Annotated in this window: 23 protein-coding genes; 2 read left to right on the forward strand and 21 right to left on the reverse strand. The window is 60.4% G+C overall.

What is annotated here, in order from left to right:
* Nucleotides 1-3: 3 nt before the first annotated feature.
* The 12 genes from lipB to leuS form a co-directional block, all read right to left on the reverse strand.
* Complete coding sequence (gene lipB / locus B2J69_RS11370; protein ID WP_081139397.1) at nt 4-663, reverse strand: lipoyl(octanoyl) transferase LipB; 660 nt, start codon at nt 661-663, stop codon at nt 4-6.
* An 80-nt stretch (nt 664-743) separates the two neighbouring features.
* Nucleotides 744-1,007: a DUF493 family protein YbeD gene (gene ybeD, locus B2J69_RS11375; RefSeq protein ID WP_033751835.1), complete on the reverse strand. Its 264-nt coding sequence runs from the start codon at nt 1,005-1,007 to the stop codon at nt 744-746.
* A 100-nt stretch (nt 1,008-1,107) separates the two neighbouring features.
* Nucleotides 1,108-2,319, reverse strand: a complete 1,212-nt coding sequence (dacA, locus tag B2J69_RS11380) for a D-alanyl-D-alanine carboxypeptidase DacA (protein WP_081139398.1) — start codon at nt 2,317-2,319, stop codon at nt 1,108-1,110.
* 118 nt (nt 2,320-2,437) lie between these two features.
* Nucleotides 2,438-3,529 (reverse strand): endolytic peptidoglycan transglycosylase RlpA, encoded by a 1,092-nt coding sequence (gene rlpA / locus B2J69_RS11385; protein WP_081139399.1) that lies wholly within the window; start codon nt 3,527-3,529, stop codon nt 2,438-2,440.
* 10 nt (nt 3,530-3,539) lie between these two features.
* Nucleotides 3,540-4,652, reverse strand: a complete 1,113-nt coding sequence (mrdB, locus tag B2J69_RS11390; protein WP_048783134.1) for a peptidoglycan glycosyltransferase MrdB — start codon at nt 4,650-4,652, stop codon at nt 3,540-3,542.
* 8 nt (nt 4,653-4,660) lie between these two features.
* Nucleotides 4,661-6,565 (reverse strand): peptidoglycan DD-transpeptidase MrdA, encoded by a 1,905-nt coding sequence (mrdA, locus tag B2J69_RS11395; protein ID WP_081139400.1) that lies wholly within the window; start codon nt 6,563-6,565, stop codon nt 4,661-4,663.
* A 34-nt stretch (nt 6,566-6,599) separates the two neighbouring features.
* Nucleotides 6,600-7,070: a 23S rRNA (pseudouridine(1915)-N(3))-methyltransferase RlmH gene (gene rlmH, locus B2J69_RS11400; RefSeq protein ID WP_081139401.1), complete on the reverse strand. Its 471-nt coding sequence runs from the start codon at nt 7,068-7,070 to the stop codon at nt 6,600-6,602.
* A gap of 3 nt (nt 7,071-7,073) precedes the next feature.
* Complete coding sequence (gene rsfS / locus B2J69_RS11405; RefSeq protein ID WP_081139402.1) at nt 7,074-7,391, reverse strand: ribosome silencing factor; 318 nt, start codon at nt 7,389-7,391, stop codon at nt 7,074-7,076.
* A gap of 119 nt (nt 7,392-7,510) precedes the next feature.
* Nucleotides 7,511-8,155 (reverse strand): nicotinate-nucleotide adenylyltransferase, encoded by a 645-nt coding sequence (nadD, locus tag B2J69_RS11410; protein WP_081139403.1) that lies wholly within the window; start codon nt 8,153-8,155, stop codon nt 7,511-7,513.
* Nucleotides 8,148-9,179: a DNA polymerase III subunit delta gene (holA, locus tag B2J69_RS11415; RefSeq protein ID WP_081139404.1), complete on the reverse strand. Its 1,032-nt coding sequence runs from the start codon at nt 9,177-9,179 to the stop codon at nt 8,148-8,150. The genes nadD and holA overlap by 8 nt, the downstream gene beginning before the upstream one ends.
* The gene (gene lptE, locus B2J69_RS11420) at nt 9,176-9,766 is read right to left on the reverse strand and encodes an LPS assembly lipoprotein LptE (protein ID WP_081139405.1); all 591 of its coding nucleotides are present in this window, start codon (nt 9,764-9,766) and stop codon (nt 9,176-9,178) included. Before lptE ends, holA begins: the two co-directional genes overlap by 4 nt.
* A 14-nt stretch (nt 9,767-9,780) precedes the next feature.
* On the reverse strand, nt 9,781-12,363 hold the full coding sequence (leuS, locus tag B2J69_RS11425; protein ID WP_081139406.1) for a leucine--tRNA ligase: 2,583 nt from the start codon (nt 12,361-12,363) through the stop codon (nt 9,781-9,783).
* Between the two features lie 224 nt (nt 12,364-12,587).
* On the opposite strand from leuS, the gene B2J69_RS11430 reads away from it, so the two are divergent.
* The gene (locus B2J69_RS11430; protein ID WP_081139407.1) at nt 12,588-13,076 is read left to right on the forward strand and encodes a zinc ribbon-containing protein; all 489 of its coding nucleotides are present in this window, start codon (nt 12,588-12,590) and stop codon (nt 13,074-13,076) included.
* A 129-nt stretch (nt 13,077-13,205) separates the two neighbouring features.
* On the opposite strand, the gene B2J69_RS23615 is transcribed toward B2J69_RS11430, so the two are convergent.
* The 9 genes from B2J69_RS23615 to miaB form a co-directional block, all read right to left on the reverse strand.
* Nucleotides 13,206-13,931, reverse strand: coding sequence for an amino acid ABC transporter ATP-binding protein (locus B2J69_RS23615; protein ID WP_033788919.1), 726 nt, complete (start codon nt 13,929-13,931; stop codon nt 13,206-13,208).
* Nucleotides 13,932-14,609 carry a glutamate/aspartate ABC transporter permease GltK gene (gene gltK / locus B2J69_RS23620; RefSeq protein ID WP_094078502.1) on the reverse strand — a complete coding sequence of 226 codons (678 nt, stop codon included), beginning with the start codon at nt 14,607-14,609 and terminating at the stop codon, nt 13,932-13,934.
* Nucleotides 14,609-15,349: an amino acid ABC transporter permease gene (locus B2J69_RS11440; RefSeq protein WP_081139408.1), complete on the reverse strand. Its 741-nt coding sequence runs from the start codon at nt 15,347-15,349 to the stop codon at nt 14,609-14,611. The genes gltK and B2J69_RS11440 overlap by 1 nt, the downstream gene beginning before the upstream one ends.
* A gap of 155 nt (nt 15,350-15,504) precedes the next feature.
* Entirely contained in the window at nt 15,505-16,404 is a 900-nt protein-coding gene (locus B2J69_RS11445; protein WP_081139409.1) for a glutamate/aspartate ABC transporter substrate-binding protein, read from the reverse strand.
* A 417-nt stretch (nt 16,405-16,821) separates the two neighbouring features.
* On the reverse strand, nt 16,822-18,345 hold the full coding sequence (lnt, locus tag B2J69_RS11450) for an apolipoprotein N-acyltransferase (protein ID WP_081139410.1): 1,524 nt from the start codon (nt 18,343-18,345) through the stop codon (nt 16,822-16,824).
* A 4-nt stretch (nt 18,346-18,349) separates the two neighbouring features.
* Nucleotides 18,350-19,231 (reverse strand): CNNM family magnesium/cobalt transport protein CorC, encoded by an 882-nt coding sequence (corC, locus tag B2J69_RS11455; RefSeq protein ID WP_081139411.1) that lies wholly within the window; start codon nt 19,229-19,231, stop codon nt 18,350-18,352.
* Nucleotides 19,232-19,313: 82 nt separating this feature from the next.
* On the reverse strand, nt 19,314-19,787 hold the full coding sequence (gene ybeY, locus B2J69_RS11460) for an rRNA maturation RNase YbeY (RefSeq protein WP_081139412.1): 474 nt from the start codon (nt 19,785-19,787) through the stop codon (nt 19,314-19,316).
* Nucleotides 19,784-20,833, reverse strand: coding sequence for a PhoH family protein (locus B2J69_RS11465; RefSeq protein WP_081139413.1), 1,050 nt, complete (start codon nt 20,831-20,833; stop codon nt 19,784-19,786). Before B2J69_RS11465 ends, ybeY begins: the two co-directional genes overlap by 4 nt.
* Before the next feature lie 205 nt (nt 20,834-21,038).
* Entirely contained in the window at nt 21,039-22,475 is a 1,437-nt protein-coding gene (gene miaB, locus B2J69_RS11470) for a tRNA (N6-isopentenyl adenosine(37)-C2)-methylthiotransferase MiaB (RefSeq protein ID WP_081139414.1), read from the reverse strand.
* A 212-nt stretch (nt 22,476-22,687) separates the two neighbouring features.
* Between miaB and ubiF the strand changes: the two genes are divergently transcribed.
* The gene (gene ubiF, locus B2J69_RS11475; protein WP_081139415.1) at nt 22,688-23,860 is read left to right on the forward strand and encodes a 3-demethoxyubiquinol 3-hydroxylase; all 1,173 of its coding nucleotides are present in this window, start codon (nt 22,688-22,690) and stop codon (nt 23,858-23,860) included.
* Nucleotides 23,861-24,237: the final 377 nt, after the last annotated feature.

The following is a 24,237-nucleotide window of genomic DNA, read 5'->3' on the forward strand; positions in this document are numbered from 1 at the left end:
CGGTTAAGGCAGCGGCGCGTTTTCCGCCGCCAGCCACTCTACTTCGGCGAAGCCCAGCAGGCGCGCAAAGGCGGCGACCAGCAGCGGCTGCACGTCGGCCAGGCTGACGCCGGGCTGAAACGCGCTCAGCTGCGTCATGCGCATGCCGGCGTAGCCGCAAGGATTGATGCGCAAAAAGGGGGTTAAATCCATCGCGACGTTGAGCGCCAGGCCGTGGAATGAGCAGCCTTTGCGGATGCGCAGGCCAAGCGAGCAGATCTTCTCCTCGCCGACATAGACGCCAGGCGCGTCGGGACGCGCGCGCGCCTCGACGCCAAAGTGCGCCAGCGTAGCGATCACCGTCTCTTCCAGCGCCGTCACCAGCTGGCGCACGCCGATCTTGCGGCGCTTAACGTCAATCAGCACGTACATCACCTGCTGACCCGGCCCGTGATAGGTTACCTGGCCGCCGCGATCGCTCTGCACCACCGGAATATCGCCCGGCATCAGCAGATGCTCGGCCTTGCCGGCCTGACCCTGGGTAAAAACGGCGTGATGCTCCACCAGCCAGACTTCGTCGCGGCTGTCGCTGTGACGGCGATCGGTGAACTGATGCATGGCATCGGAGACGGGTTGCCAGTCGCGCTGGCCAAGCTGACGGATAAGAAGCGTATCTGCTGACAAAACGGCGGTCCGGTTAAGGGGAAAGGCTGAGTATAACGTCGGCAAAGGGCAAGACCAAGACCCTTTGCCGACGCCGGCACTTACAGCACCATGCGCACGATATCGATATTGCCCAGCTCTTCGTACAGGGTTTCCACCTGCTCGATGTGCGTGGCGTTAATGGTGATCGACACCGAGTGGTAGTTGCCTTTGCTGCTTGGCTTCACGTCGGGCGAATAGTCGCCTGGCGCATGGCGTTGCACCACTTCAACCACTTGATCAACCAGCTCCGGCTGCGCCAGACCCATCACTTTATAGGTAAAAGGGGTAGGGAATTCGAGCAGTTCATTCAGTTTGGTTTTCATATTGACTCCGGTGCATAAAAAACAGGCTCCCGCCGAAGCGGGAGCATTATCATAGCGTAGTTATGGTGACGACGTGGCGATTTTTCAACCGCCAGGTCGGTTAGCCGAACCAGTGATGGAACATCAGTTTGATGTAATCGATGATACGGCTGAAGAATCCGCCTTCCTGTACTTCATTCAGCACCACCAGCGGGCGCTGCTCCACGGTTTTACCGTCGAGCTGGAAGTTGATGCTGCCCACCACCTGATTTTTCTGCAGCGGGGCGTGCAGTTCACTGTTGTTCAGCACGTAGCTCGCTTTCAGATCTTTCATGCGGCCGCGCGGAATGGTGAGATAGGCGTCTTTCTCTACGCCGAGCTGCACGCGATCGCTGTTGCCGAACCAGACCGGCTCAGAGGCAAACTCTTTGCCCGCCTTCAGCGGCGCCACGGTTTCAAAGAAGCGGAAGCCCCAGGTGAGCAGCTTTTTGCTCTCGACTTCGCGGCCTTTGAAGGTGCGGCCGCCCAGCACCGCCGAGATCAGACGCATCTGGCCTTCGGTGGCGGAGGAGACGATGTTATAGCCCGCCGCTTCGGTATGGCCGGTTTTGATGCCGTCGACGTTAAGGCTGGTATCCCACAGCAGACCGTTGCGGTTGGTCTGGCGGATGTTGTTAAAGGTGAACTCTTTCTCTTTATAGACCGAATATTCGTCCGGCACGTCGCGGATCAGCGCCTGACCGATCAGCGCCATGTCGCGCGCCGAGCTGTACTGGCCGTCCGCATCCAGGCCGTGTACCGTCTGGAAGTGGGTATTCTGCAGGCCCAGCGCCTTGACGTAATTGTTCATCAGGCCGACAAAGGCGTCCTGGCTGCCGGCGACGTAGTCCGCCATCGCCACGCAGGCGTCGTTGCCCGACTGCAGCACGATGCCGCGCGTCAGCTGCGACACCGGCACGCGGTCGCCTGGCTTGAGGAACATCAGCGAAGAGCCTTTGAACACCGGGTTGCCGGTCGCCCAGGCGTCTTTACCGACGGTGACAACGTCTTCCTGATGGATTTTGCCCGCTTTGACCGCCTGGCCAATCACGTAGCTGGTCATCATTTTGGTCAGGCTGGCGGGATCGCGGCGCGCATCCGCGTTCTTTTCGGCCAGCACTTTGCCTGAGTTGTAATCGATCAGAACATAGGCTTCCGCATCGATATCCGGCACGCCAGGGATCATGGTTTTGAGGTTGACGTCATCAGCAAGCGCTACATGGCTGAGCGAGAAAGCGATCAGTGATCCCACTGTCAGGCGTTTCAGGAAACGAGAAGATTTCAGCTGGTTCATGTTATGGACTACAACATCCGTGAAGTTAGGGTTAAAAAAAGTGACTCATCATAGCAAATGCCTGTTTTACAGGCATCTTGCTTCTGCCTTCGCTTGTTAACAGAGAGGTCCCGTCGCGTTACCGGCGCGCGCTGGTGATAAACGCCGCCTGGCCGTTTGCACTCAGGCGCTGCTGCAGCGCAGCGGCGTCGGCGCGGCTGCTAAAGCCGCCGAGCTGAATGCGATAGACGTTGTTGCCGGCGTTCTCGACCGAGCCTGGCACGCCATATTTCTGCCCGAGGCTTTTCGCCAGCTGCTGCGCACGCGCCGCGTCGTTGATGGCGCCAACCTGCACCACCCAGGCGCCGGCAGAGGCGGCAACCGGGCGGCTGGCGGCAGGCGCGGCGGCCGCAGGGGCGGCAATCACGGGCGCGGCAGCCGGCTGCGGCTCAGGCTCGCTGCCCTCCAGCACGCCGTTCGCCAGCGGCTGCGGCGCGCCGAGGAAGCCGCTGCTGCTGACCGGCGCGCCCAGATTGCCGTTGCTCTGCAGCGTGCTGTTGTCCACGGCGCGAATATCCTGCGCCGGCACCGGCGCGGCAGTCGGTTCGCTGGCGCCGTTCATCACGCCGTTGCCGCCGAGATCGGGCCGTGCGGGCAGGGCGTAGCTCTGCTTCGCCACCGTGGTGCCGATGGTGCCGGGACCCGAGAGCGAGCCGTCCGGCGCCACCTGAATGTAGTCGACGCGCACGCGGGTGTTGTTAGAGATGTTGAGGCGATCGCCCGCCGCACGCGACAGGTCGATAATGCGTCCCGGCATATAGGGGCCGCGATCGTTGACGCGCACCACAATCTGACGACCGTTCGCCAGGTTAGTGACGCGCACATAGCTCGGCAGCGGCAGCGTCGGATGCGCCGCGCTCAGCGCGTCGGGATCGTAGCTCTCGCCCGTGGCGGTGCGCTTGCCCTGCGCTTCGTCGCCATACCAGGTGGCTAATCCCACTTCGCTGAAGTTCGAGGGATCTTTAACGATGCGATAAGATTTGCCGTTGGCGCTGTAATCCTGGCTGGTGGCGGGATTAATCGGCTCATATTTCGGCTCGACGCCCGGAATTTCCACCACCGGGCCGTTATAGGCCGGCTGCGGCGGCGCGGTGTTTTGCGTTTCCGGTGTGGTGGTACAGGCGGTCAAAACCAGTAGTGCCAGAGCAACGGCAGGCCATTCCTTACGCATGTGCAGCCTCTTAGACGCTTTTAGATAACATTTTTCTGTGGGTGTGGATCGACATCACGATGCCAAATCCCGCCATAAGCACGATCAGCGCCGAGCCGCCATAACTCACCAGCGGCAAGGGAACGCCAACCACCGGTAAGATACCACTTACCATGCCAATATTAACGAAAACATAGACAAACAAAATCAGCATTAATCCGCCCGCCATCACGCGGCCAAAGGTGGTCTGGGCGCGCGCGGCGATCACCAGACCGCGCAGGATCAGCAGCAGATAGAGCACCAGCAGGATCAGCACGCCCACCAGACCCAGCTCTTCGGCCAGCACGGCGAAGATAAAGTCGGTGTGGCGCTCCGGCAAAAACTCCAGCTGCGACTGGGTGCCGTGCAGCCAGCCTTTACCGCGCAGTCCGCCGGAGCCGATGGCGATTTTGGACTGAATAATATGGTAGCCCGCGCCGAGCGGATCGCTTTCCGGGTCGAGCAGCATCATCACGCGATCGCGCTGGTAGTCGTGCATCAGGAAGAACCAGAGCACCGGAATAAACGCCGCCACCAGCAGCACCGCCACGCCGATCAGCTTCCAGCTCATGCCGGAGAGAAACAGCACAAACAGCCCCGACGCGGCGATCAGGATCGCGGTGCCGAGGTCGGGCTGCGCCGCCACCAGCAGCGTCGGCATAAAGATCAGGATCAGCGCGATGCCGGTATTCTTTAAGGTCGGCGGACAGACGTCGCGGTTGATAAAGCGCGCCACCATCAGCGGCACGGCGATTTTGGCGATCTCCGAGGGCTGAAAGCGCACCACGCCGAGGTCGAGCCAGCGCTGCGCCCCTTTACTGATATGGCCAAAGGCGTCCACCGCGATCAGCAAGATGACGCAGATAATATAGAGATAGGGCGCCCAGCCCTCGTAGACGCGCGGCGGCACCTGCGCCAGCACCAGCATCATCACCAGCCCCATGGCGATCTGGCCGATTTTACGCTCCATCATGCCGGGATCTTGTCCGCTGGCGCTCCAGATCACGATGGCGCTGTAGGCGAGCAGCGCCAGGATCACCAGCATAAACAGCGGATCGATATGGATACGCGTCCAGATCGATCGTTTCTGCGGGCTATCGTTCATCGACATCGTTATTCACCTTCATAGCCAGGCGGCACAGGGGCCGCATCCGGCAGAGCCGTATTGTTATCGCCCAGCATAATGTGGTCGAGGATCTGTCTCATTACCGTGCCGACCGCCGGGCCCGCGCCGCCGTTTTCCAGAATCATGGTGACGGCGACGCGCGGTTTGTCGTAGGGCGCGAAGGCGGTCATCAGTTTATGGTCGCGCAGCCGCTCGGCAATTTTGTGCGCGTTGTAGGTCTCATTCTCTTTCAGGCCGAAGACCTGCGCGGTGCCCGACTTGGCGGCGATTTTATAGGGCGCGTCGGCAAAGCTTTTATGGGCGGTGCCGTTAGCGCGGTTCGCCACGCCGTACATGCCGTCTTTGGCGATCTCCCAGTAGCCGGAGTGCACGTCACCGATCGGCTCGCCCGGCGGCTGGCGCCACGGCACCATGGTGCGGCCTTCGCGCGTGGCGCGCAGCAGGTGCGGCACTTTCACCACGCCGTCGTTAATCAGGATCATCATCGCCTTGTTCATTTGCAGCGGCGTTGCGGTCCAGTAGCCCTGGCCGATACCGACCGGGATGGTGTCGCCCTGATACCACGGCTTTTTAAAGCGCTTCATTTTCCAGTCGCGCGTCGGCATGTTGCCGGCGCTCTCCTGCGGCAGATCGATGCCGGTGCGATGGCCGTAGCCAAATTTGTTCATCCACTCCGACAGGCGATCGATGCCCATGTCATAGGCCACCTGATAGAAGAAGGTGTCCGCCGACTCCTCCAGCGATTTGGTGACGTTAAGACGGCCGTGGCCCCATTTTTTCCAGTCGCGGTAGCGCTTTTCCGAGCCAGGCAGCTGCCACCAGCCGGGATCGAACAGGCTGGTGTTACGGTTTATCACGCCTGCGCTCAGTGCAGAGACCGCGACATAGGGCTTCACCGTCGACGCGGGCGGATAGGAGGCCTGAATGGCGCGGTTGTAGAGCGGACGGTTTTCGTCGCTCAGCAGCGCCCGGTAATCTTTACCTGAAATGCCGTCGACAAAAAGATTCGGATCGTAACTGGGTGTGGAGACCATCGCCAGGATTTCCCCGGTGCGCGGATCGCTCACCACCACCGCGGCGCGGCTGCCGGTCAGCAGGGTTTCGATATATTGCTGCAGCTTGAGATCGATAGTCAGCCAGATATCGCGTCCGGCCTGCGGCGACTGCTCGTGCAGCTGGCGGATCACGCGGCCGCGGTTGTTGACCTCGACCTCTTCATAGCCGGTGATGCCGTGCAGCACATCTTCGTAGTAGCTCTCGATGCCCAGCTTGCCGATATCGTGCGTCGCGGCGTAGTTGGGCCATTTGCCCTCTTTGTCGAGGCGCGCCACGTCGCGGTCGTTGATTTTAGAGACGTAGCCGACGACGTGCGTCAGGGTAGGGCCGTAGGGGTAGTAGCGGCGCTGATAGCCTTTGACCTCAACGCCGGGAAAACGGTACTGATTGACGGCGAAGCGCGCCACCTGCACGTCGTTAAGGCCGATTTTGACCGGAATCGAGGTAAAGCGACGCGAGCGTTTACGCTCTTTGTCGAAGGCGTCGAGATCCTCGTCGGTAATATCGAGCACCGGGCGCAGATCCTCGAGCGTTTGCTTGAGGTTGTCGACCTTCTCCGGCACCAGCTCCGCCTGATAGATGGTACGGTTAAGCGCCAGCGCGGTGCCGTTGCGGTCGTAGATAATGCCGCGGCTCGGCGCCACCGGCACCAGCTTGATGCGGTTTTCGTTGGAGCGGGTACTGTAATCTTCAAAGCGCAGGATTTGCAGGTGGTAAAGATTGACCACCAGTACGCTGGAAAGCACCAGAATTCCGAAGAAAGCAATTAATGCCCGACGGACAAAGAGTTTCTGCTCGGCGCTGTAATCGCGAAAGGCGTTGCTTTGTAATTTCATCCGCTACTTAAAATGTCGGGGTTGGCCTTACCGTTTATTCACGATGATAAGGATGATTGGCGGTGATGCTCCAGGCGCGATAGAGGCTTTCGGCGACCAGCACGCGCACCAGCGGATGAGGCAGCGTCAACGCCGACAGCGACCAGCTCTGCTCGGCGGCGGCTTTGCAGGCGGGCGATAGCCCTTCCGGACCGCCAATCAACAGGCTGACGTCGCGGCCATCCTGCTTCCAGCGCTCCAGCTGCTGCGCAAGCTGGGGCGTTTCCCACGGCTGGCCGGGAATATCCAGCGTGACGATGCGATTGCCTTTGCCGGTTGCGGCCAGCATCGCCTCGCCCTCTTTTTCGAGGATGCGCTTGATATCGGCGTTTTTCCCGCGTTTTCCCGCCGGGACTTCGACCAGCTCCAGCGGCATATCTTTGGGAAAACGACGCAGATATTCAGTGAAGCCGGTCTGCACCCAGTCGGGCATTTTGGTGCCTACGGCAACAAGCTGCAGTTTCACGCATCAGCTCCAGAGTTTTTCCAGCTCGTAAAGCTGGCGGCTCTCTTCCTGCATCACATGGACGATGACGTCGCCCAGATCGACCACCACCCAGTCAGCGGCGCTTTTACCGTCCACGCCGAGCGGCTTCAGGCCTGCGGCGCGCGACTCCTGCACCACGTGGTCGGCGATCGACGAGACGTGACGCGTGGAGGTGCCGGTACAGATGATCATGCAGTCGGTGATGCTGGATTTGCCCTGAACGTCGAGCGCAACGATATCCTGACCTTTAAGATCATCAATCTTATCAATAACGAACTCTTGGAGTGCTTTGCCTTGCAAAAGGTTCCCCTTCAATACGGATAGTGGCGGGCCGGCTGCTGGCCCCGATAGGGCAGCCAAAAAATTAAGCCGCGCAGTATAGCATGTCTTTGCCTGCGCGATATATGCCCGGATCGCGGTTATTTCAGGTAGAGGCCCGCGCGATCGATATAGTCGATCACCGCCGCCGGCAGCAGGCTGTCGCAGGAGAGCCCCGCGCGGCGGCGGCGGCGAATTTCCGTGGCGGAGATATCCACCAGCGGCGTATCGGCCAGCCAGATGGCGCCGGCGGGCTGCTGATGCAGCTGCGCCACGTCGCGCGCCAGATGGGTTTCCAGCCAGCGCTGCATCTCTGGCGACCCCATCTCAGCGGGATAGCCCGGACGCTTGCACACCAGCAGATGGGCGAAAGACAGCAGATCCTGCCAGCGATGCCAGCCTGACAGGTTCAGCAGCGAATCCTGGCCAATGATAAACGCCAGCGGCTGCTGCGGGCCACGCTCGGCGCGCAGCGCTTCCAGCGTTGCCACCGTCCATGACGGCGTGTCGCGCTGCAGTTCGCGCGTATCGATGGCGAACAGCGGCCGATCCTGAATGGCGCAGCGCAGCATCTCGACGCGCTGCGTCGGGCTGGCTTCCGGCTGCGGGCGATGCGGCGGCACGTTGTTCGGCAGCAGCAGCACGCGGGCCAGGCCGGTCTGCTGCGCCAGCGCCTCCACCGGGCGTAAATGGCCGAAGTGCACCGGATCGAAGGTGCCGCCAAACAGGGCGTGAAGGTCAGACACTGGCAAAACTCGCAGGAAAGTGGCGATGACACAGCAGCAGCGACAGGGTTTCCAGCTGTGGCCAGATACGCTGCCCGTAATCCTGTTTCAGGGTTAATTCAATCTGCGCCAGCAGGTGAATGGCGCGCTGCAGGCGAGCGGCGTCGACGCGCTGCAGCGCCTCGGTAAACAGCGCGCGGCGGTTCTGCCAGATGCGCTGCTGATCCATTAAGGCGCGCAGCGGCTGCTGCGCCTGGTGGCGCTGCAGGTGCAGCAGCGTCAGCAGATCGCGCTGCAGGGTGCGCAGCAGGATCACCGGCTCGCTCTCCTCTTTTTCCAGCTGATGCAGGATATGCAGCGCGCGCTTGCTTTTGCCGGCTAACAGCGCGTCGACCCAGTGGAAAGGGGTGAAGTGCGCCGCGTCGCTGACCGCCTCTTCCACGCGCGGCAGCGTGAGCGTGCCGTCGGGCCAGAGCAGCGAGAGACGCTCCAGCGCCTGCGCCAGCGCCAGCAGATTGCCTTCATAGCAGTAGCAGAGCAGCTGGATCGCCGCGTCGTCCACGGAGAGCTTCATGCTTTTCGCGCGCGCCGCGACCCAGCGCGGCAGCTGCGCCTGTTCCGGCGTCTGGCAGGGCACCAGCACGCCGTGCGCGGCCAGCGCCTTGAACCAGGCGCTGTTCTCCTGCGCTTTGGTCAGCTTCGCCATGCGGCAAAGCAGCAAAATATCGGGGTGCAGCAGGCTCGCCAGCTTGTTCAGCTGTTCGGCCATGGCGGCGTTGGGGCCGTTTTCCGGGAACTGCAGCGTCATGGTCTGGCGCTGGGCGAACAGGCTGAGCGACTGGCAGCTGGCAAACAGGCTTTCCCAGTCGGTCTGCGCGTCGAGGGTAAAGCTGAAGTGCTCTTCAAACCCCTGCGCGGCGGCGGCGGCGCGCACCGCGTCGGCGCTCTCCTGCAGCAGCAGCGGCTCGTTGCCGGCTAACAAATAACAGGCGCGCAGCCCCTCACGGAGCTGCGCGCCAAGTTGCTCAGGATAGATCCTGATCATTGCAGAGGCGTAGCGGAAGAGGAAGCCGCCGCGGGCACCGCAGGTTCGCTGGCCGACGCGGGCAGCGTCTCTTTGTGGTTCATCTGCGCCGCATGCACGGTCAGCAGCTTACGCACCAGCTGCTCCGCGGCGCGCTGGCGCATCTCCTGCACGATCATATCCTGCTCGGCATCTTTCGCCAGCGCCGCGTTCGGGTTGTCGAAGAACGAGCGATAGACCGTGGTGCTGATCGGGTAGAGGCCTTTGCCAGGCAGTAGCACCTGTGCCGACACGCTCATCATCAGCGAATACTCCGCCGTAGTACCGCTGATAAACACCGAGGCGGTATCGCGACCCTGCACTTCGCCGCCGAGGCGCAGCGTAGGGATATCGGTGCGATTTTGCTTCGTATCTTCAACGATGGTGACGTTGTTGAGACGCAGCTGCTGACGCACCGTGCGCGCCAGCGGACCATAAGGGTCGCCGCTGTTTACGATCAGGGTTTTCAGCTCGGTCGGCACCTGAGTGGTGCCGCGCGGATGGAAACCACAGCCAGCGGTGATCGTCACCGCCAGCAGGACAAACAGCCTGATAATCAGATGTCGCACAGTTCCTCCTGAACTTAACCTACGACCAGGTTAAGCAGTTTGCCGGGTACATAAATCACTTTGCGGATGGTGACGCCGTCAAGGTACTTCGCCACCAGGTGTTCCTGCGCCGCGCGAGCCTGAACCTGCTCCTGCGTCGCGTCGGCAGCCACGGTAATTTTACCACGGACTTTGCCGTTTACCTGTACCACCACCAGCAGCGACTCTTCCACCATCGCCGCGTCGTCCGCCACCGGCCAGTCAGCGTTGTCTACGCTGCCTTCGCCGCCCAGCTCCTGCCACAGCACATAGCTGGCGTGCGGGGTGAACGGATAGAGCATACGCACCACGGCCAGCAGCGCTTCCTGCATCAGCGCGCGATCCTGCTCGCTTTCCTGCGGCGCGCGCGCCAGTTTGTTCATCAGCTCCATAATCGCCGCGATGGCGGTATTGAAGGTCTGACGACGGCCGATGTCATCGGAGACTTTGGCGATGGTTTTGTGCAGATCGCGGCGCAGCGCTTTCTGATCGTCATTAAGGCTGCTGAGATCCAGCGGCGTGGTCGCGCCTTTCGCCGTGTGCTCGTAAGCGAGTTTCCACACGCGCTTCAGGAAGCGGTTGGCGCCTTCAACGCCTGACTCCTGCCACTCCAGCGTCATTTCCGCCGGCGAGGCGAACATCATAAACAGGCGCACCGTGTCGGCGCCGTAGCGCTCGACCATCAGCTGCGGGTCGATGCCGTTGTTTTTCGACTTCGACATTTTGCTCATGCCGGCGTAGATCACCTCGCGGCCCTGCTTATCGGTCGCCTTGATGATGCGGCCTTTCTCGTCGCGCTCGACGGTGACGTCAACCGGCGAAACCCAGTTGCGTTCGCCGTTGGCGCCGACGTAGTAGAAGGCGTCCGCCAGCACCATGCCCTGACACAGCAGGCGCTTCGCCGGCTCGTTCGAGGTCACCAGACCCGCGTCGCGCAGCAGCTTGTGATAGAAGCGGAAGTAGAGCAGGTGCATGATGGCGTGCTCGATACCGCCGACATACTGATCCACCGGCAGCCAGTAGTTGGCCGCCGCTGGATCCAGCATGCCTTCATCATAGTGGGTGCAGGTGTAGCGCGCGTAGTACCAGGAGGACTCCATAAAGGTGTCGAAGGTGTCGGTTTCACGCAGCGCCGGCTGGCCGTTGACGGTGGTTTTCGCCCACTCCGGGTCCGCTTTGATCGGGCTGGTAATGCCGTCCATCACCACATCTTCCGGCAGGATCACTGGCAGCTGGTCTTCCGGCGTCGGCATTACGGTGCCGTCTTCCAGCGTCACCATCGGGATCGGCGCGCCCCAGTAGCGCTGACGGGAAACGCCCCAGTCGCGCAGGCGGTAGTTGACCTTGCGCACGCCGACGCCTTTAGCGGCCAGCGCGTCGGCGATGGCGTTGAAGCCCGCTTCATGGCTCAGGCCGTTGAATTCGCCAGAGTTGAACAGGGTGCCTTTTTCGGTCATGGCGGCGGCGCTGACGTCCGGCTCGCTGCCGTCCTGATTCAGCACCACCGGCGCGATTGGCAGATCGTATTTGGTGGCGAACTCCCAGTCGCGCTGGTCGTGCGCCGGCACCGCCATCACCGCACCGGTGCCGTACTCCATCAGCACGAAGTTGGCGACCCACACCGGCACCTTATCGCCGGTCAGCGGATGGATGGCGAACAGGCCGGTGGCCATGCCTTTTTTCTCCATCGTCGCCATATCGGCTTCGGCCACTTTGGTGTTGCGGCATTCGGCGATAAAGTCAGCCAGCACCGGGTTGCCCATCGAAGCCTGCAGCGCCAGCGGATGGCCGGCGGCGACCGCGACGTAGGTGGCGCCGAGGAAGGTGTCCGGGCGCGTGGTGTAAACGGTGACCTTCTCTTCGCTGTCGGCGACGTCAAAGGTGATCTCAACCCCTTCAGAGCGGCCGATCCAGTTACGCTGCATGGTTTTGACCTGCTCAGGCCACTCTTCCAGCGTGTCGAGATCGTTGAGCAGCTCATCGGCATAGTCGGTAATTTTCACGAACCACTGCGGGATCTCTTTACGCTCAACTTTGGTGTCGCAGCGCCAGCAGCAGCCGTCGATTACCTGCTCGTTGGCCAGCACCGTCTGATCGTTCGGGCACCAGTTCACCGCCGAGGTTTTTTTATAAACCAGGCCTTTCTCATACAGTTTGGTGAAGAACCACTGCTCCCAGCGGTAATATTCCGGCTTGCAGGTCGCCAGCTCGCGGCTCCAGTCATAGCCGAAGCCCAGCAGTTTCAGCTGGTTCTTCATGTATTCGATATTGTCGTAGGTCCAGGGAGCGGGCGCGGTGTTGTTTTTTACCGCGGCGCCTTCCGCCGGCAGGCCGAACGCATCCCAGCCGATCGGCTGCAGCACGTTTTTGCCGAGCATACGCTGGTAACGGGCGATGACGTCGCCGATGGTGTAGTTACGCACGTGGCCCATATGTAGGCGGCCGGAAGGATAGGGCAGCATGGAGAGGCAGTAATATTTCTCTTTGCTCTCATCTTCGGTCACTTTGAACGTTTGGTTCTCGTCCCAGTGTTGCTGGACGCGGGATTCTATCTCTTCCGGGCGGTATTGCTCTTGCATGGCAGCCTGTGGTCCTTAATGAATAACGCTTAGCTTACTTTAAGATCCGCATAGCATACCCATATGGCTGCCGGTCAACAACACTTCACCGCCCTGATGCGGCGATTTCTCGCGGAAGGCCGCATCCCTTTGCGCGATTCCGATCCGCTTTCCGAAACAACCAGGCAAGCGGCGCAAAGCGGCTAAACTTAAAGCTGGCTTATCCGCGCAGAAAGGAGAACAAAATGAACAAAGTGGCGCAAATTTACCGTGAGTCCCTGGCCGCGCTGACCGAGCGTCTGCGCCACGGCGATCGGGATATCGACGCGCTGGTGACCGCGCGTCGTCAGCAGCTGATGGCGAGCGAGTCCGCAACGCCGGGCGAGATCGATCAGGCGCTGGCGGCGGTTCGCCGCGATTTAGAGGAGTTTGCACGCAGCTATCAGGAGGTGCATCAGCCAGAAAGCGTCAGCGATTCGCTGTTTATGCGCGTGATACGTGAGAGTCTGTGGAAAGAGCTGGCGGATATCACCGACAAGAGCCAGCTGGAGTGGCGCGAGGTGTTTCAGGATCTGCATCATCACGGCGTGTATCAGAGCGGCGAAGTGGTCGGGCTGGGCAATCTGGTGTGCGAGAAGTGTCACTTTACCCGCGCGATTTATACCCCAGAGACGTTAACGCGCTGCCCGGAGTGCGGACACGATCAGTTCCAGCGCCAGCCGTTTGAGCCGTAAGACGATGCGCGCGAGACGATTGTGCTAACGCGGATAAGATGGCCCGATTGCAAAGGCGTTCGGGCCATCTCCTCCACTTGCCAGGCGAATGCGCCGTCGTTCAGTGCTTAACGACGCGCGCCGGGTTAATTAGTGCAGAATTTTCGCCAGAAAATCCTTCGCGCGATCCGACTGCGGATTATTAAAGAAGTCATCTTTACGCGTGTCTTCGATAATCTTCCCTTCATCCATAAAGATCACGCGGTTGGCCACTTTACGGGCGAAGCCCATTTCGTGCGTCACCACCATCATGGTCATGCCTTCCTGCGCCAGCTCCACCATCACGTCGAGCACTTCATTGATCATTTCTGGATCGAGCGCCGAGGTTGGCTCGTCGAACAGCATGGCGATAGGATCCATGCAAAGCGCGCGGGCGATCGCTACGCGCTGCTGCTGGCCGCCCGACAGCTGGCCGGGAAACTTCTGCGCATGCGCGGTCAGCCCGACGCGATCCAGCAGCTTCAGACCTTTATCCCGTGCGGCGGCCTTGTCGCGCTTTAGCACTTTCACCTGCGCCAGCACCAGGTTGTCGATGATGCTGAGGTGGGGAAACAGCTCGAAGTGCTGGAACACCATGCCGACCTTGCTGCGCAGCTGCGCCAGGTTGGTTTTCTTGTTATTCACCTCGGTGCCGTTCACCAGAATATTGCCTTGCTGAATCGGCTCCAGCCCGTTAACGGTCTTTATCAGGGTCGATTTGCCCGAGCCGGACGGCCCGCACACCACCACCACTTCCCCTTTCTGAACTTCGGTCGTGCAGTCGGTCAGCACCTGAAAGTGACCATACCACTTAGAAACGTTTTTCAGGTTAATCATTTAAACCGTCCTTTTTCTTTTTAGATAGCCGACCAACAATGACGCGCTCAGGCTGATAACGAAATAGACCAGACCGGCGAAGAGAACCATTTCTACCTGGGTGCCGTCGCGCTCGCCGATGGTCGAGGCGGTGCGGAAGAAATCGGCCAGGCTCAGTACATACACCAGCGAGGTGTCCTGAAACAGCACGATGCCCTGCGTCAGCAGCAGCGGCACCATGGCGCGAAACGCCTGCGGTAGAATAATCAGCTGCATCGACTGCCAGTGCGTCATACCCAGCGCCAGCGCGGCGTTACCCTGTCCACGTGAGATACTGATGATGCCGGCACGAATAATTTCTGAGTAGTACGCCGCTTCAAACAGCGAAAAAGCGACCATGGCTGAAATCAGTCGGATATCGGTTTTCGGCGACAGGCCCAGCACCTGCTGCAGGAAACTCGGCACCACCAGATAGAACCACAGCAGCACCATCACCAGCGGCACCGAGCGGAACAGGTTGACATAAATTTTGGCGAACCAGCTGATTGGCTTAAAGGTCGACAGCCGCATCACCGCCAGCAGCGTGCCCCAGATAATGCCGAACACCACCGCGGTCACGGTGATCTTCAGCGTAATCACCATGCCGTTAAGCAGGTAGGGCAGGCTGGGAGGAATCGAACTCCAGTCAAACTCGTACATTATTTTCCTCCCAGATTACCCGGCAGGCGCACCTTGCGCTCCACCAGACTCATAATCAGCATGATCACCAGGTTAATGGCGATGTAGGCCAGGGTAATCGCGGTAAACGACTCGTAGGCGTGCGCCGAATAGTCGAGCAGCTTGCCCGCCTGCGCCGCCATATCCACCAGACCGATGGTCGAGGCGATAGCGGAGTTTTTCACCAGGTTAAGCATTTCCGAGGTCATCGGCGGCACAATCACGCGGTAGGCGTTGGGCAGCAGCACGTAGCGATAGGTCTGCGGCAGGGTCAAACCCATCGCCAGACCGGCGTTCTTCTGCCCGCGCGGCAGCGATTGAATGGCGGCACGCACCTGCTCGCAGACGCGGGCGGCGGTAAACAGGCCGAGACAGATCACCGAGGCGGTAAAGAACTGGATATTGGGATCCAGCTCCGATTTAAACCACATGCCGAGCTTTTCGCCCACCAGCTCCGGCACCACCAGATACCAGAAGAAGAACTGCACGATCAGCGGAATGTTGCGGAACAGCTCTACGTAGCAGGTGCCGATCGCCGCCAGCAAGCGGTTAGGCGCGGTACGCAGAATGCCAAATAAGGAACCTACAAAAAAGGCGATAATCCAGGCGCAGCAGGAGACCGCAATGGTCACCTGAAATCCGGACCACAGCCAGCCAAGGTAGGTCGTGTTGCCGAACGGGGCCTGTTCGAGAAAAATGCCCCAGTTCCAGTCGATACCCATAACGAGCTCCGGTAAAAAAGGGTAGCGAAGCTACCCTGAAGATTGATGAACGGCGTCTGTGTGGCCTGCTTCAGGGGAACGACCTGAGCAGGGTGTCTGTCCGCGCCGGGTTTTCAGCAATCGAGAGGGCAGCGAGGCCGCCCTTGTTGTCGTTGTTAGTTCAGTGCTTTGTCATTCGGCGTTTTAAACAGCGCCTGCATATCCGCTGACAGATCGAAGTTCAGGTTCAGGTTCTTCGGCGGGATCGGCTGTTTAAACCAGGTGTCGAACCACTTCGCCGCCTCGCCCGAGGTCTGCGCTTTGGCGATGGTGTCGTCTACCAGGGTTTTGAACTGCGGATCGTCTTTACGCAGCATACAGCCGTAGGCTTCTTTCGACTGCGGCGTGCCGAGGATCTCCCAGTTGTCCGGCTTCTTCGCCTTGGCGCGTTCGCCTGCCAGCAGGGCGTCATCCATCATAAAGGCGACGGCGCGGCCGGTTTCCAGCGTGCGGAACGAGTCGCCGTGATCTTTGGCGCTGATGATGCGCAGATCCATTTTCTTCTCGTCGTTCAGCTTATGCAGCAGCACTTCCGAGGTGGTGCCGGAGGTGACGACCACGGTTTTGCCTTTCAGGTCGTCGAAATCTTTGATGTCGCCGCCTTTTTTCACCAGCAGACGGGTGCCGATAACAAAAATGGTGTCGGAGAAGGCAGCCTGTTTCTGGCGCTCAAGGTTATTGGTGGTTGAGCCGCACTCAAAATCGTAGGTGCCGTTCTGCAGCAGCGGAATACGGTTCTGCGAGGTGATCGGGATCATCTTGACCTGCAGATCCGGCTTGTTCAGCTTCGCTTTAATGGCGTCCACGATGGCGTTGGAGTAAGCCTGCGAATAGCCGACCACTTTTTGCTGGTTGTCATAATAAGAAAAAGGAACAGAGGACTCGCGATGCCCCACGACGATAACGCCATTGTCGCTGATTTTTTTCAGGGTGCCGCCGAGATCTTCCGCCTGGGCCGCGCCCGCTGCTGCTACGCCTGCCAGCAAAAGCGATAATGCCACTTTGCGTATCTGCATGGTCCAACTCCTTCAAGAGATATTGCACAGAATAAAAACTGCGCAGATGTGTGATGTTGTGTGTATTTCCTGCTGCTTTTTATGTTTTCCCGGCGGGTGAGCGCGCTGAGAACAGGCTCTAACATAGCGGATTGTTAACGTTATGAAACGAAAAAGTTTCTCTTTTTGAGAAGTGTTCCGCACCAAATTGAGGCGTCTTTTCAGCGTTGCGCGCTAAAGGTGCGCCGCCTTGCCTTTTTACGGTGCAGCTCGTTCTGCGTTAACCGGTTGCGCCGCTAGCTTTACCGGAAACGGTGTTACAGATAGCAAGCATCGTGCCAGTTAACCGGCATAGCAGAAAATGGGGGGAGAAGGCGAAAAAGCAGGCAGAAAATGGCGCAGCGGCGGCGAGAGGGTTCCCGCCGCCGACAGGAAACGTCAGGCTTTGCGACGCCACAGCGCCAGCAGCGCGGCGGCCAGCGTCAGCAGCCAGACCGGCCACAGGCCGGCATGAGCGTAAGGGGTTTCGCCGGTGGTTGGCGTCACCTTATCCAGCAGCACGTCGCGGGTAAACTGCGGCAGGATTTTCTGCACCTCGCCCTGCGCATTCACCACGGCGGTGACGCCGTTGTTGGTGCTGCGCAGCAGCGGACGGCCCAGCTCCAGCGCGCGCATCCGCGCCATCTGGAAATGCTGCCACGGGCCGATTGAGTGGCCGAACCAGGCGTCGTTGGAGACGGTCAGCAGGAAATCGGTGTCGGGACGGAAGTTGGCGCGCACCTGCTCGCCCAGCACGATCTCATAGCAGATGGCGCTGGTGAGGCGATAGCCCGCCACCTGCAGCTGCGGCTGCAGATAGCTGCCGCGGCTAAAGGAGGACATCGGCAGATCGAAGAAGGGCGCCAGCGGACGTAGCAGGCTCTCCAGCGGCACGAACTCGCCAAAGGGCACCAGATGGTTTTTCTGGTAGCGGTTCATGCTCTGGTAGCTGTAGGGCGTCTTGCCGCCCAGCACGATCACCGAGTTGTAATCGTGATAGCGATTCTGCTCCAGACGGGAATCGACGATGCCGGTGATCAGCGCGCTGCCGCGCTGGCGCAGCTCGCTGTCCAGCGCGTGCAAAAACGGCTGCTGGTTGCTTTCCAGATCGGTGATTGCCGACTCGGGCCAGACGATCAGCGGCGCGTTGCCCATCAGCGGCTGCGTCAGGCCGTTATAGGCGCGCAGCGTGTTAATTAGCTGCTGCGGATCCCACTTCATCGACTGCGGAATATTGCCCTGCACCAGCGCCACCTCAATGCTGCGCGTCGGCTGCGGCTGGGTCCAGTGGATATTACGCAGCGGCCAGGGCAGCGCCAGCAGCAGCAGCGCGGCGATGGCGCTCTTTGCGCTGCGCTGGTGAAGGGCGAACGCCAGCAGGCCCGCGACCATCATCAGAATAAAGGTCAGGGTTTCCACGCCCGCCAGCGGCGCCAGGCCTTTCAGCGGGCCGTCAATCTGGCTGTAGCCGAACTGCAGCCAGGGAAAGCCGGTCAGCACCCAGCCGCGCAGGAATTCGCTCAGCTGCCACAGCGCGGGCGCCGCCAGCGCCAGGCGCCACAGCGTGGCGCGCGGCCAGAAGCGGTTAAGCACGCCGGCGAACAGCGCCGGATAGAGCGACAGATAGGCCGCCAGCAGGATCACCAGAAACACGTTGACCGGGCCGGGCATGCCGCCGAAGGTGGCGATGCTGACGTAAACCCAGTTGACGCCGCTGCCGAACAGGCCGAAGCCCCAGGCGAAGCCGATGGCGGTGGCCTGGCCGCTGCGACGATCCAGCGTCAGCAGCTGCAGGCCGCCCAGCGACAGCAGCGCGGCGGGCCAGAAATCATAGGGAGAGAAGGCGAGGGTGCCGAGGGCACCCGTTAACAGTGCCAGCAACAAACGTACCCGCTGGCGCGGGTAAAGTCGGGCCAAAGACATAGGGTTATTCGTCATCCAGTTGAGGTAACGGCGAATTGTCCGGAATTTTTACATGCACCTGGATGATGCGACGGCTGTCGGCCATGGCGACCTTGAAAAGATACCCGTCGATGTCAATGCTCTCTCCCCGTCCGGGAAGGTGGCCGAATCCCTGCATGACCAGTCCGCCAATCGTGTCCACTTCTTCGTCGCTGAACTGCGTGCCGAACACCTCGTTGAAATCTTCAATCGGGGTCAGAGCGCGCACCGTATAGGTCTGACGGTTCAGCTGACGGATATCGCGATCTTCTTCGTCATCATATTCATCTTCGATTTCTCCGACGATCAGCTCAAGGATATCCTCAATCGTGACCAGGCCGGAGACGCCGCCGAATTCATCAATGACGATCGCCATATGGTAGCGCTGGGAACGAAACTCTTTCAGCATGCGGTCGACGCGCTTGCTCTCCGGCACCACAACCGCCGGGCGCAGCACTTTTTCCATGCTGAACGGCTCTGATTCGCTGCTCATAAACGGCAGCAAATCTTTCGCCATCAAAATGCCTTCAACATGATCTTTGTCTTCGCTGATCACCGGGAAGCGGGAGTGGGCGGATTCGATAATCACGTCCAGGCACTCGTCCAGCGTCTGGTTGCGCTTCAGGGTAATCATTTGCGAACGCGGGATCATGATGTCGCGCACGCGCTGCTCAGCAATATCCAGCACCCCTTCGAGCATGTCGCGGGTATCTTCGTCAATCAGCTCTTTTTGTTCGGAGTCGCGGATCAGCTCCAGTAGTTCGTCACGGTTTTGCGGTTCGCCGTGAAACAGTTGGTTGATAAGCAGGGAAAAGAATCCCTTTTTACTACTGGGTGCATCGCTGTTTTGAGAATGGTCGTCGCTCATGGCGTTATTTTAGAGATCTCTCTGGTGAGGGGATATCGCTGTCGGCGTCCTCGCCGACAGCAGCGTAATCTGAGCCAGCGGCTCAGGCGTCTTCTTTTTCCGAAATGTACGGATCGGGATAACCAAGAGCAAGCATTATCTCCGTCTCCAGCGCTTCCATCTCTTCGGCTTCCTCATCTTCGATGTGGTCGTAGCCGAGCAGATGCAGGGTGCCGTGCACCACCATATGCGCCCAGTGCGCCTCAACGCTTTTCCCTTGCTCCTCCGCCTCTTGCTCAACCACCTGACGGCAAATAATCAGGTCGCCCAGCAGCGGCAGCTCAATGCCCGGCGGCGCTTCGAAGGGAAAAGAGAGCACGTTGGTCGGCTTGTCCTTGCCGCGATAAGTCAGATTAAGCTCATGGCTCTCCGCCTCGTCTACCAGGCGAATGGTGACTTCGCTCTCTGGCTGAAAAGGGGCGACCGCCGCGTCCAGCCAGCGCTGAAACGCGGCCTCGTCAGGCAGGCCGCCGGTCTGTTCGCAGGCGAGCTGCAAATCGAGAATCGCTACGCTCATTTAGGCTCCTGTGCCGCCAGCGCGTCGCGCTTGCGCTCTTCCGCCAGCTTGTCGCGACGTTTTTGATCCGCCTCTTCCCAGGCTTCATAGGCGGTGACGATGCGCGCCACCACCGGGTGTCGCACTACGTCTTCGCTCTGGAAGAAGTTAAAGCTCAGCTCTTCCACCTCCGACAGCACCTCGATGGCGTGGCGCAGGCCTGATTTGGTGCTGCGCGGCAGGTCGATCTGCGTGACGTCGCCGGTGATCACCGCTTTGGAGTTGAAGCCGATACGGGTCAGGAACATCTTCATCTGTTCGATGGTGGTGTTCTGACTCTCATCAAGGATCACAAAGGCGTCGTTGAGCGTGCGGCCGCGCATATAGGCGAGCGGCGCGACTTCGATAACGTTGCGCTCCATCAGCTTTTCCACGCGCTCGAAGCCGAGCATTTCAAACAGGGCGTCATAGAGCGGACGCAGGTAGGGATCGACCTTCTGGCTCAGGTCGCCAGGCAGGAAGCCGAGCTTTTCGCCCGCCTCTACCGCCGGACGCGTCAGCAGAATACGGCGGATCTCCTGGCGCTCCAGCGCATCCACCGCCGCCGCCACCGCGAGGTAGGTTTTACCCGTACCGGCCGGGCCGATGCCGAAGGTAATGTCGTGGTCGAGAATATTGGCGATGTACTGCGCCTGATTCGGCGTGCGCGGCTTGATAACGCCGCGCTTGGTCTGGATATGCACCGCTTTGCCGTAGTCCGGCACGCTGTCGGCGGTCTGCTCCAGCACCCGGCTCTCTTTAATCGCCAGATGGATCTGCTCCGGCTCGATGTCCGGAATGACGCCGCGCACCGGCGCGGTGTCGACATAGAGCGTGCGCAGAATATTTTCGGCGGCGTTAACGCAGAGGGCGCGGCCCACCAGCTTGAAGCTGTTGTCGCGACGGTTGATTTCGATGCCCAGACGACGCTCAAGCTGTTTCACGTTGTCGTCGAACGGACCGCACAGGCTCATCAGCCGGCGGTTATCAGCCGGTTCAAGGGCGATTTCACGAGTTTCGATATTCAAACGAATCCTTTGGGTCACTCAGGGCCAGTTGGAATGGGTGTCTGATGCCGTATTGGCTAACGACGGCACTTTAAGGAATTATTTATGGCATGTCGCCAGGGCGCAAGCGTTGCTAAGGATATTTGGGCAGCGCCTCCAGAAACCAAGGGCGCGCAGAAGAAAAGGGCGGCAGCGCTGCACGCGCCGCCGCAGAGGAAAACAGCTCTCAAGGCTGGAAGGTGCCGACGCCGATCTCGTTCTCTTTGCGCGTGCGCGCGATAACCGATGCCGGGCTTTCGACGATGCGCAGGCCCATCTCCTCCTCGGTGCGCACCACTTTGCCGCGCAGCGAGTTAGTGTAGACGTCGACGATTTCGACATCGACAAACTTGCCGATCATCTCTGGCGAACCTTCGAAGTTCACCACGCGGTTGGTTTCCGTGCGGCCTGACAGCTCCATTACGTTTTTACGCGAGGTGCCTTCCACCAGGATGCGCTGCACGGTGCCGAGCATACGGCGGCTCCAGGCCATCGCCTGCTGGTTAATGCGATCCTGCAGGATGTAGAGGCGCTGTTTTTTCTCTTCTTCCGAAACGTCGTCCGGCAGATCCGCCGCCGGCGTGCCGGGGCGCGCGGAGTAGATAAAGCTGAAGCTCATGTCGAAGTTGACGTCGGCGATCAGCTTCATGGTCTGTTCGAAGTCCTGCTGGGTTTCGCCCGGGAAGCCGATGATGAAGTCGGAGCTGATTTGAATCTCCGGGCGCGCGGCGCGCAGCTTGCGGATAATCGCCTTGTACTCCAGCGCGGTGTGGGCGCGCTTCATCAGCGTCAGGATGCGATCCGCGCCGCTCTGCACCGGCAGGTGCAGGAAGCTTACCAGCTCCGGCGTGTCGCGGTAGACCTCGATAATGTCGTCGGTGAATTCGATCGGATGGCTGGTGGTGAAGCGAATGCGGTCGATGCCGTCAATCGCGGCCACCAGACGCAGCAGTTCGGCGAAGGTGCAGATTTCGCCGTCGAAGGTCGCGCCGCGATAGGCGTTGACGTTCTGTCCCAGCAGGTTCACTTCACGCACGCCCTGCGCCGCCAGCTGAGCGATCTCCAGCAGGATGTCGTCGCAGGGGCGGCTGACCTCTTCGCCGCGCGTGTAGGGCACCACGCAGAAGGTGCAGTATTTGTTGCAGCCTTCCATGATGGAGACGAACGCGGTCGGGCCTTCCGCGCGCGGTTCAGGCAGGCGGTCGAATTTTTCGATTTCCGGGAAGCTGATATCGACGATCGGGCTTTTGCTGCCGCGCACGCTGTTGATCATTTCCGGCAGGCGATGCAGGGTCTGCGGGCCGAATACGATATCTACGTAGCTGGCGCGCTGGCGAATATGATCCCCTTCCTGCGACGCCACGCAGCCGCCGACACCGATAATCAAATCAGGGTTGCGCTCTTTCAGCGTTTTCCAGCGGCCCAGCTGGTGGAACACTTTCTCCTGCGCCTTCTCGCGAATGGAACAGGTGTTGAGCAGCAGAACGTCCGCCTCGTCAGCTTCCTCGGTCAGCGTGTAGCCGTGGGTGCTGTTCAGCAGGTCGGCCATCTTCGATGAATCATATTCATTCATCTGACAGCCCCAGGTTTTGATATGCAGTTTTTTCATTGTCGAACTAGCCATTGATTCAGTGCAGTGAGGTGCAGGGCGCGTATTGTAATGCTTTGACGCTGTTGTGACCAGCGCATAGCCGTCATACTTCCCGCGAGGGCGCGCAAAGTCTGAACATTATCCGCGCGCTGGCCGGGCTTTTCTGTCGGTCAGGCGTTTTTCCGGTACACTTTGCGCCAGTTAACCCGCCTCTGAGGCGGGCAGAGATCAGAAGGAGATGAGCAATGCAGGATAACCGCTTTGATGTGGTGGTGGTGGGCGGCGGCATGGTCGGCGCGGCGCTGGCGTGCAGTCTGGCGCTGCAGCGGTTTCGCGTCGCGGTGGTGGATCGCGCGGAGCCTGCGCCTTTCGACGCCAGCAGCGATCCCGACGTGCGTATCTCCGCCATTGGCAGCGCGTCGGTTGGGCTGCTGAAGCAGCTGGATGTCTGGCCGCGCGTCGAGGCGATGCGCTGCGCGCCCTATCGCAAGCTTGAGACCTGGGAGTGGCAGACGGCGCACGTCAGTTTTGACGCCGCGTCGCTGGGCCTGCCGGAGCTGGGCTTTATGGTTGAAAACAGCGTGCTGCAGCGCGCGCTGTGGGAGCGTATGGTGCAGCTCGATATTGCATTACGCTCTCCTGCGACGCTGGCCGATTTGAGGCAGGAGAATGGCGGCTGGCGGCTCGATTTAGGCGACGGCGAAGCGCTGCATACCCGGCTGGTGGTGGGCGCCGACGGCGCGAATTCGCAGGTGCGGCAGATGGCCGGCATCGGCATTGACGGCTGGAGCTATGCGCAATCCTGTTTGCTGGTTAGCGTGACCTGCGAGCATCCGGCGGGCGACGCCACCTGGCAGCAGTTTACGCCGCACGGCCCGCGCGCCTTTTTGCCGCTGTATGACAACCGCGCCTCGCTGGTGTGGTATGACGCGCCGGCGCGCATCCGTCAGCTGCAGGCGATGGGACTGCCGCAGCTGGAGAAAGAGATTGCAGCGACGTTCCCGGCGCGGCTGGGGCGTTTTAAAGCGCATGCGGCAGGCGGTTTTCCGCTGGTGCGGCGGCATGCTCAGCGCTATGTGCTGCCGGGGCTGGCGCTGATCGGCGATGCGGCGCACACCATTAATCCGCTGGCGGGGCAGGGCGTTAATCTGGGCTATCGCGACGTCGACGCGCTGGTGGAGGTGCTGGTGGAGGCGCGCGGCAATGCGCAGGACTGGGCGTCGGAAAGCGTGCTGCGCCGTTATCAGTCGCAGCGTCGTCGGGATAATTTGCTGATGCAGAGTGGGATGGATCTGTTCTATTTCGCCTTTAGCAACCGGCTGCCGCCGCTGAAGTTCGCGCGTAATCTGGGGCTGATGGCCGCTGAGCGGTCGGGCGTGCTGAAGCGCAAGGTGCTGCGGTACGCGCTGGGATTGTAGGTAAGAGGCAGGCGCGGCTGCGAGTGTCGTGCGCGGCCGCCGCGCCTCTCCCCGATCGCAAAGTCGCTGTTCGTCATCCATGACCGCTCGGCCCGCGCAGATACGCACCTCATCCCTGAGGTGCGCCCGTAAACGGGCCAACGCGCTGCGTTGTTCAAAAACGCTCCCGGCGTTTTTGTCCTTGTCGCGGGACGCTTTGCTCTTCGGGGAGAGGTGCGCCAGCCGATTAACAGCTGCGTTGCGGTTTGAAATAATGTTTGCCAGACGACAAAAACAACAAAGCCCGCAAAAGCGGGCCTGTTGTCAATTTGGCTGGGGTGCAGGGATTCGAACCCCGGAATGCCGGAATCAGAATCCGGTGCCTTACCGCTTGGCGA

The sequence above is a fragment of the Pantoea latae genome, assembly GCF_002077695.1.
Lineage (GTDB): Bacteria > Pseudomonadota > Gammaproteobacteria > Enterobacterales > Enterobacteriaceae > Pantoea > Pantoea latae.

Bases quoted from the DNA above. Each gene is read 5' to 3' on its own strand.
- ybeD (WP_033751835.1), bottom strand. From the start codon at position 1,007: ATGAAAACCAAACTGAATGAACTGCTCGAATTCCCTACCCCTTTTACC.
- dacA (WP_081139398.1), bottom strand. From the start codon at position 2,319: ATGAACCAGCTGAAATCTTCTCGTTTCCTGAAACGCCTGACAGTGGGA.
- rlpA (WP_081139399.1), bottom strand. From the start codon at position 3,529: ATGCGTAAGGAATGGCCTGCCGTTGCTCTGGCACTACTGGTTTTGACC.
- mrdB (WP_048783134.1), bottom strand. From the start codon at position 4,652: ATGAACGATAGCCCGCAGAAACGATCGATCTGGACGCGTATCCATATC.
- mrdA (WP_081139400.1), bottom strand. From the start codon at position 6,565: ATGAAATTACAAAGCAACGCCTTTCGCGATTACAGCGCCGAGCAGAAA.
- holA (WP_081139404.1), bottom strand. From the start codon at position 9,179: ATGATCAGGATCTATCCTGAGCAACTTGGCGCGCAGCTCCGTGAGGGG.
- leuS (WP_081139406.1), bottom strand. From the start codon at position 12,363: ATGCAAGAGCAATACCGCCCGGAAGAGATAGAATCCCGCGTCCAGCAA.
- B2J69_RS11430 (WP_081139407.1), top strand. From the start codon at position 12,588: ATGAACAAAGTGGCGCAAATTTACCGTGAGTCCCTGGCCGCGCTGACC.
- B2J69_RS23615 (WP_033788919.1), bottom strand. From the start codon at position 13,931: ATGATTAACCTGAAAAACGTTTCTAAGTGGTATGGTCACTTTCAGGTG.
- gltK (WP_094078502.1), bottom strand. From the start codon at position 14,609: ATGTACGAGTTTGACTGGAGTTCGATTCCTCCCAGCCTGCCCTACCTG.
- B2J69_RS11440 (WP_081139408.1), bottom strand. From the start codon at position 15,349: ATGGGTATCGACTGGAACTGGGGCATTTTTCTCGAACAGGCCCCGTTC.
- B2J69_RS11445 (WP_081139409.1), bottom strand. From the start codon at position 16,404: ATGCAGATACGCAAAGTGGCATTATCGCTTTTGCTGGCAGGCGTAGCA.
- lnt (WP_081139410.1), bottom strand. From the start codon at position 18,345: ATGTCTTTGGCCCGACTTTACCCGCGCCAGCGGGTACGTTTGTTGCTG.
- corC (WP_081139411.1), bottom strand. From the start codon at position 19,231: ATGAGCGACGACCATTCTCAAAACAGCGATGCACCCAGTAGTAAAAAG.
- ybeY (WP_081139412.1), bottom strand. From the start codon at position 19,787: ATGAGCGTAGCGATTCTCGATTTGCAGCTCGCCTGCGAACAGACCGGC.
- miaB (WP_081139414.1), bottom strand. From the start codon at position 22,475: ATGGCTAGTTCGACAATGAAAAAACTGCATATCAAAACCTGGGGCTGT.
- ubiF (WP_081139415.1), top strand. From the start codon at position 22,688: ATGCAGGATAACCGCTTTGATGTGGTGGTGGTGGGCGGCGGCATGGTC.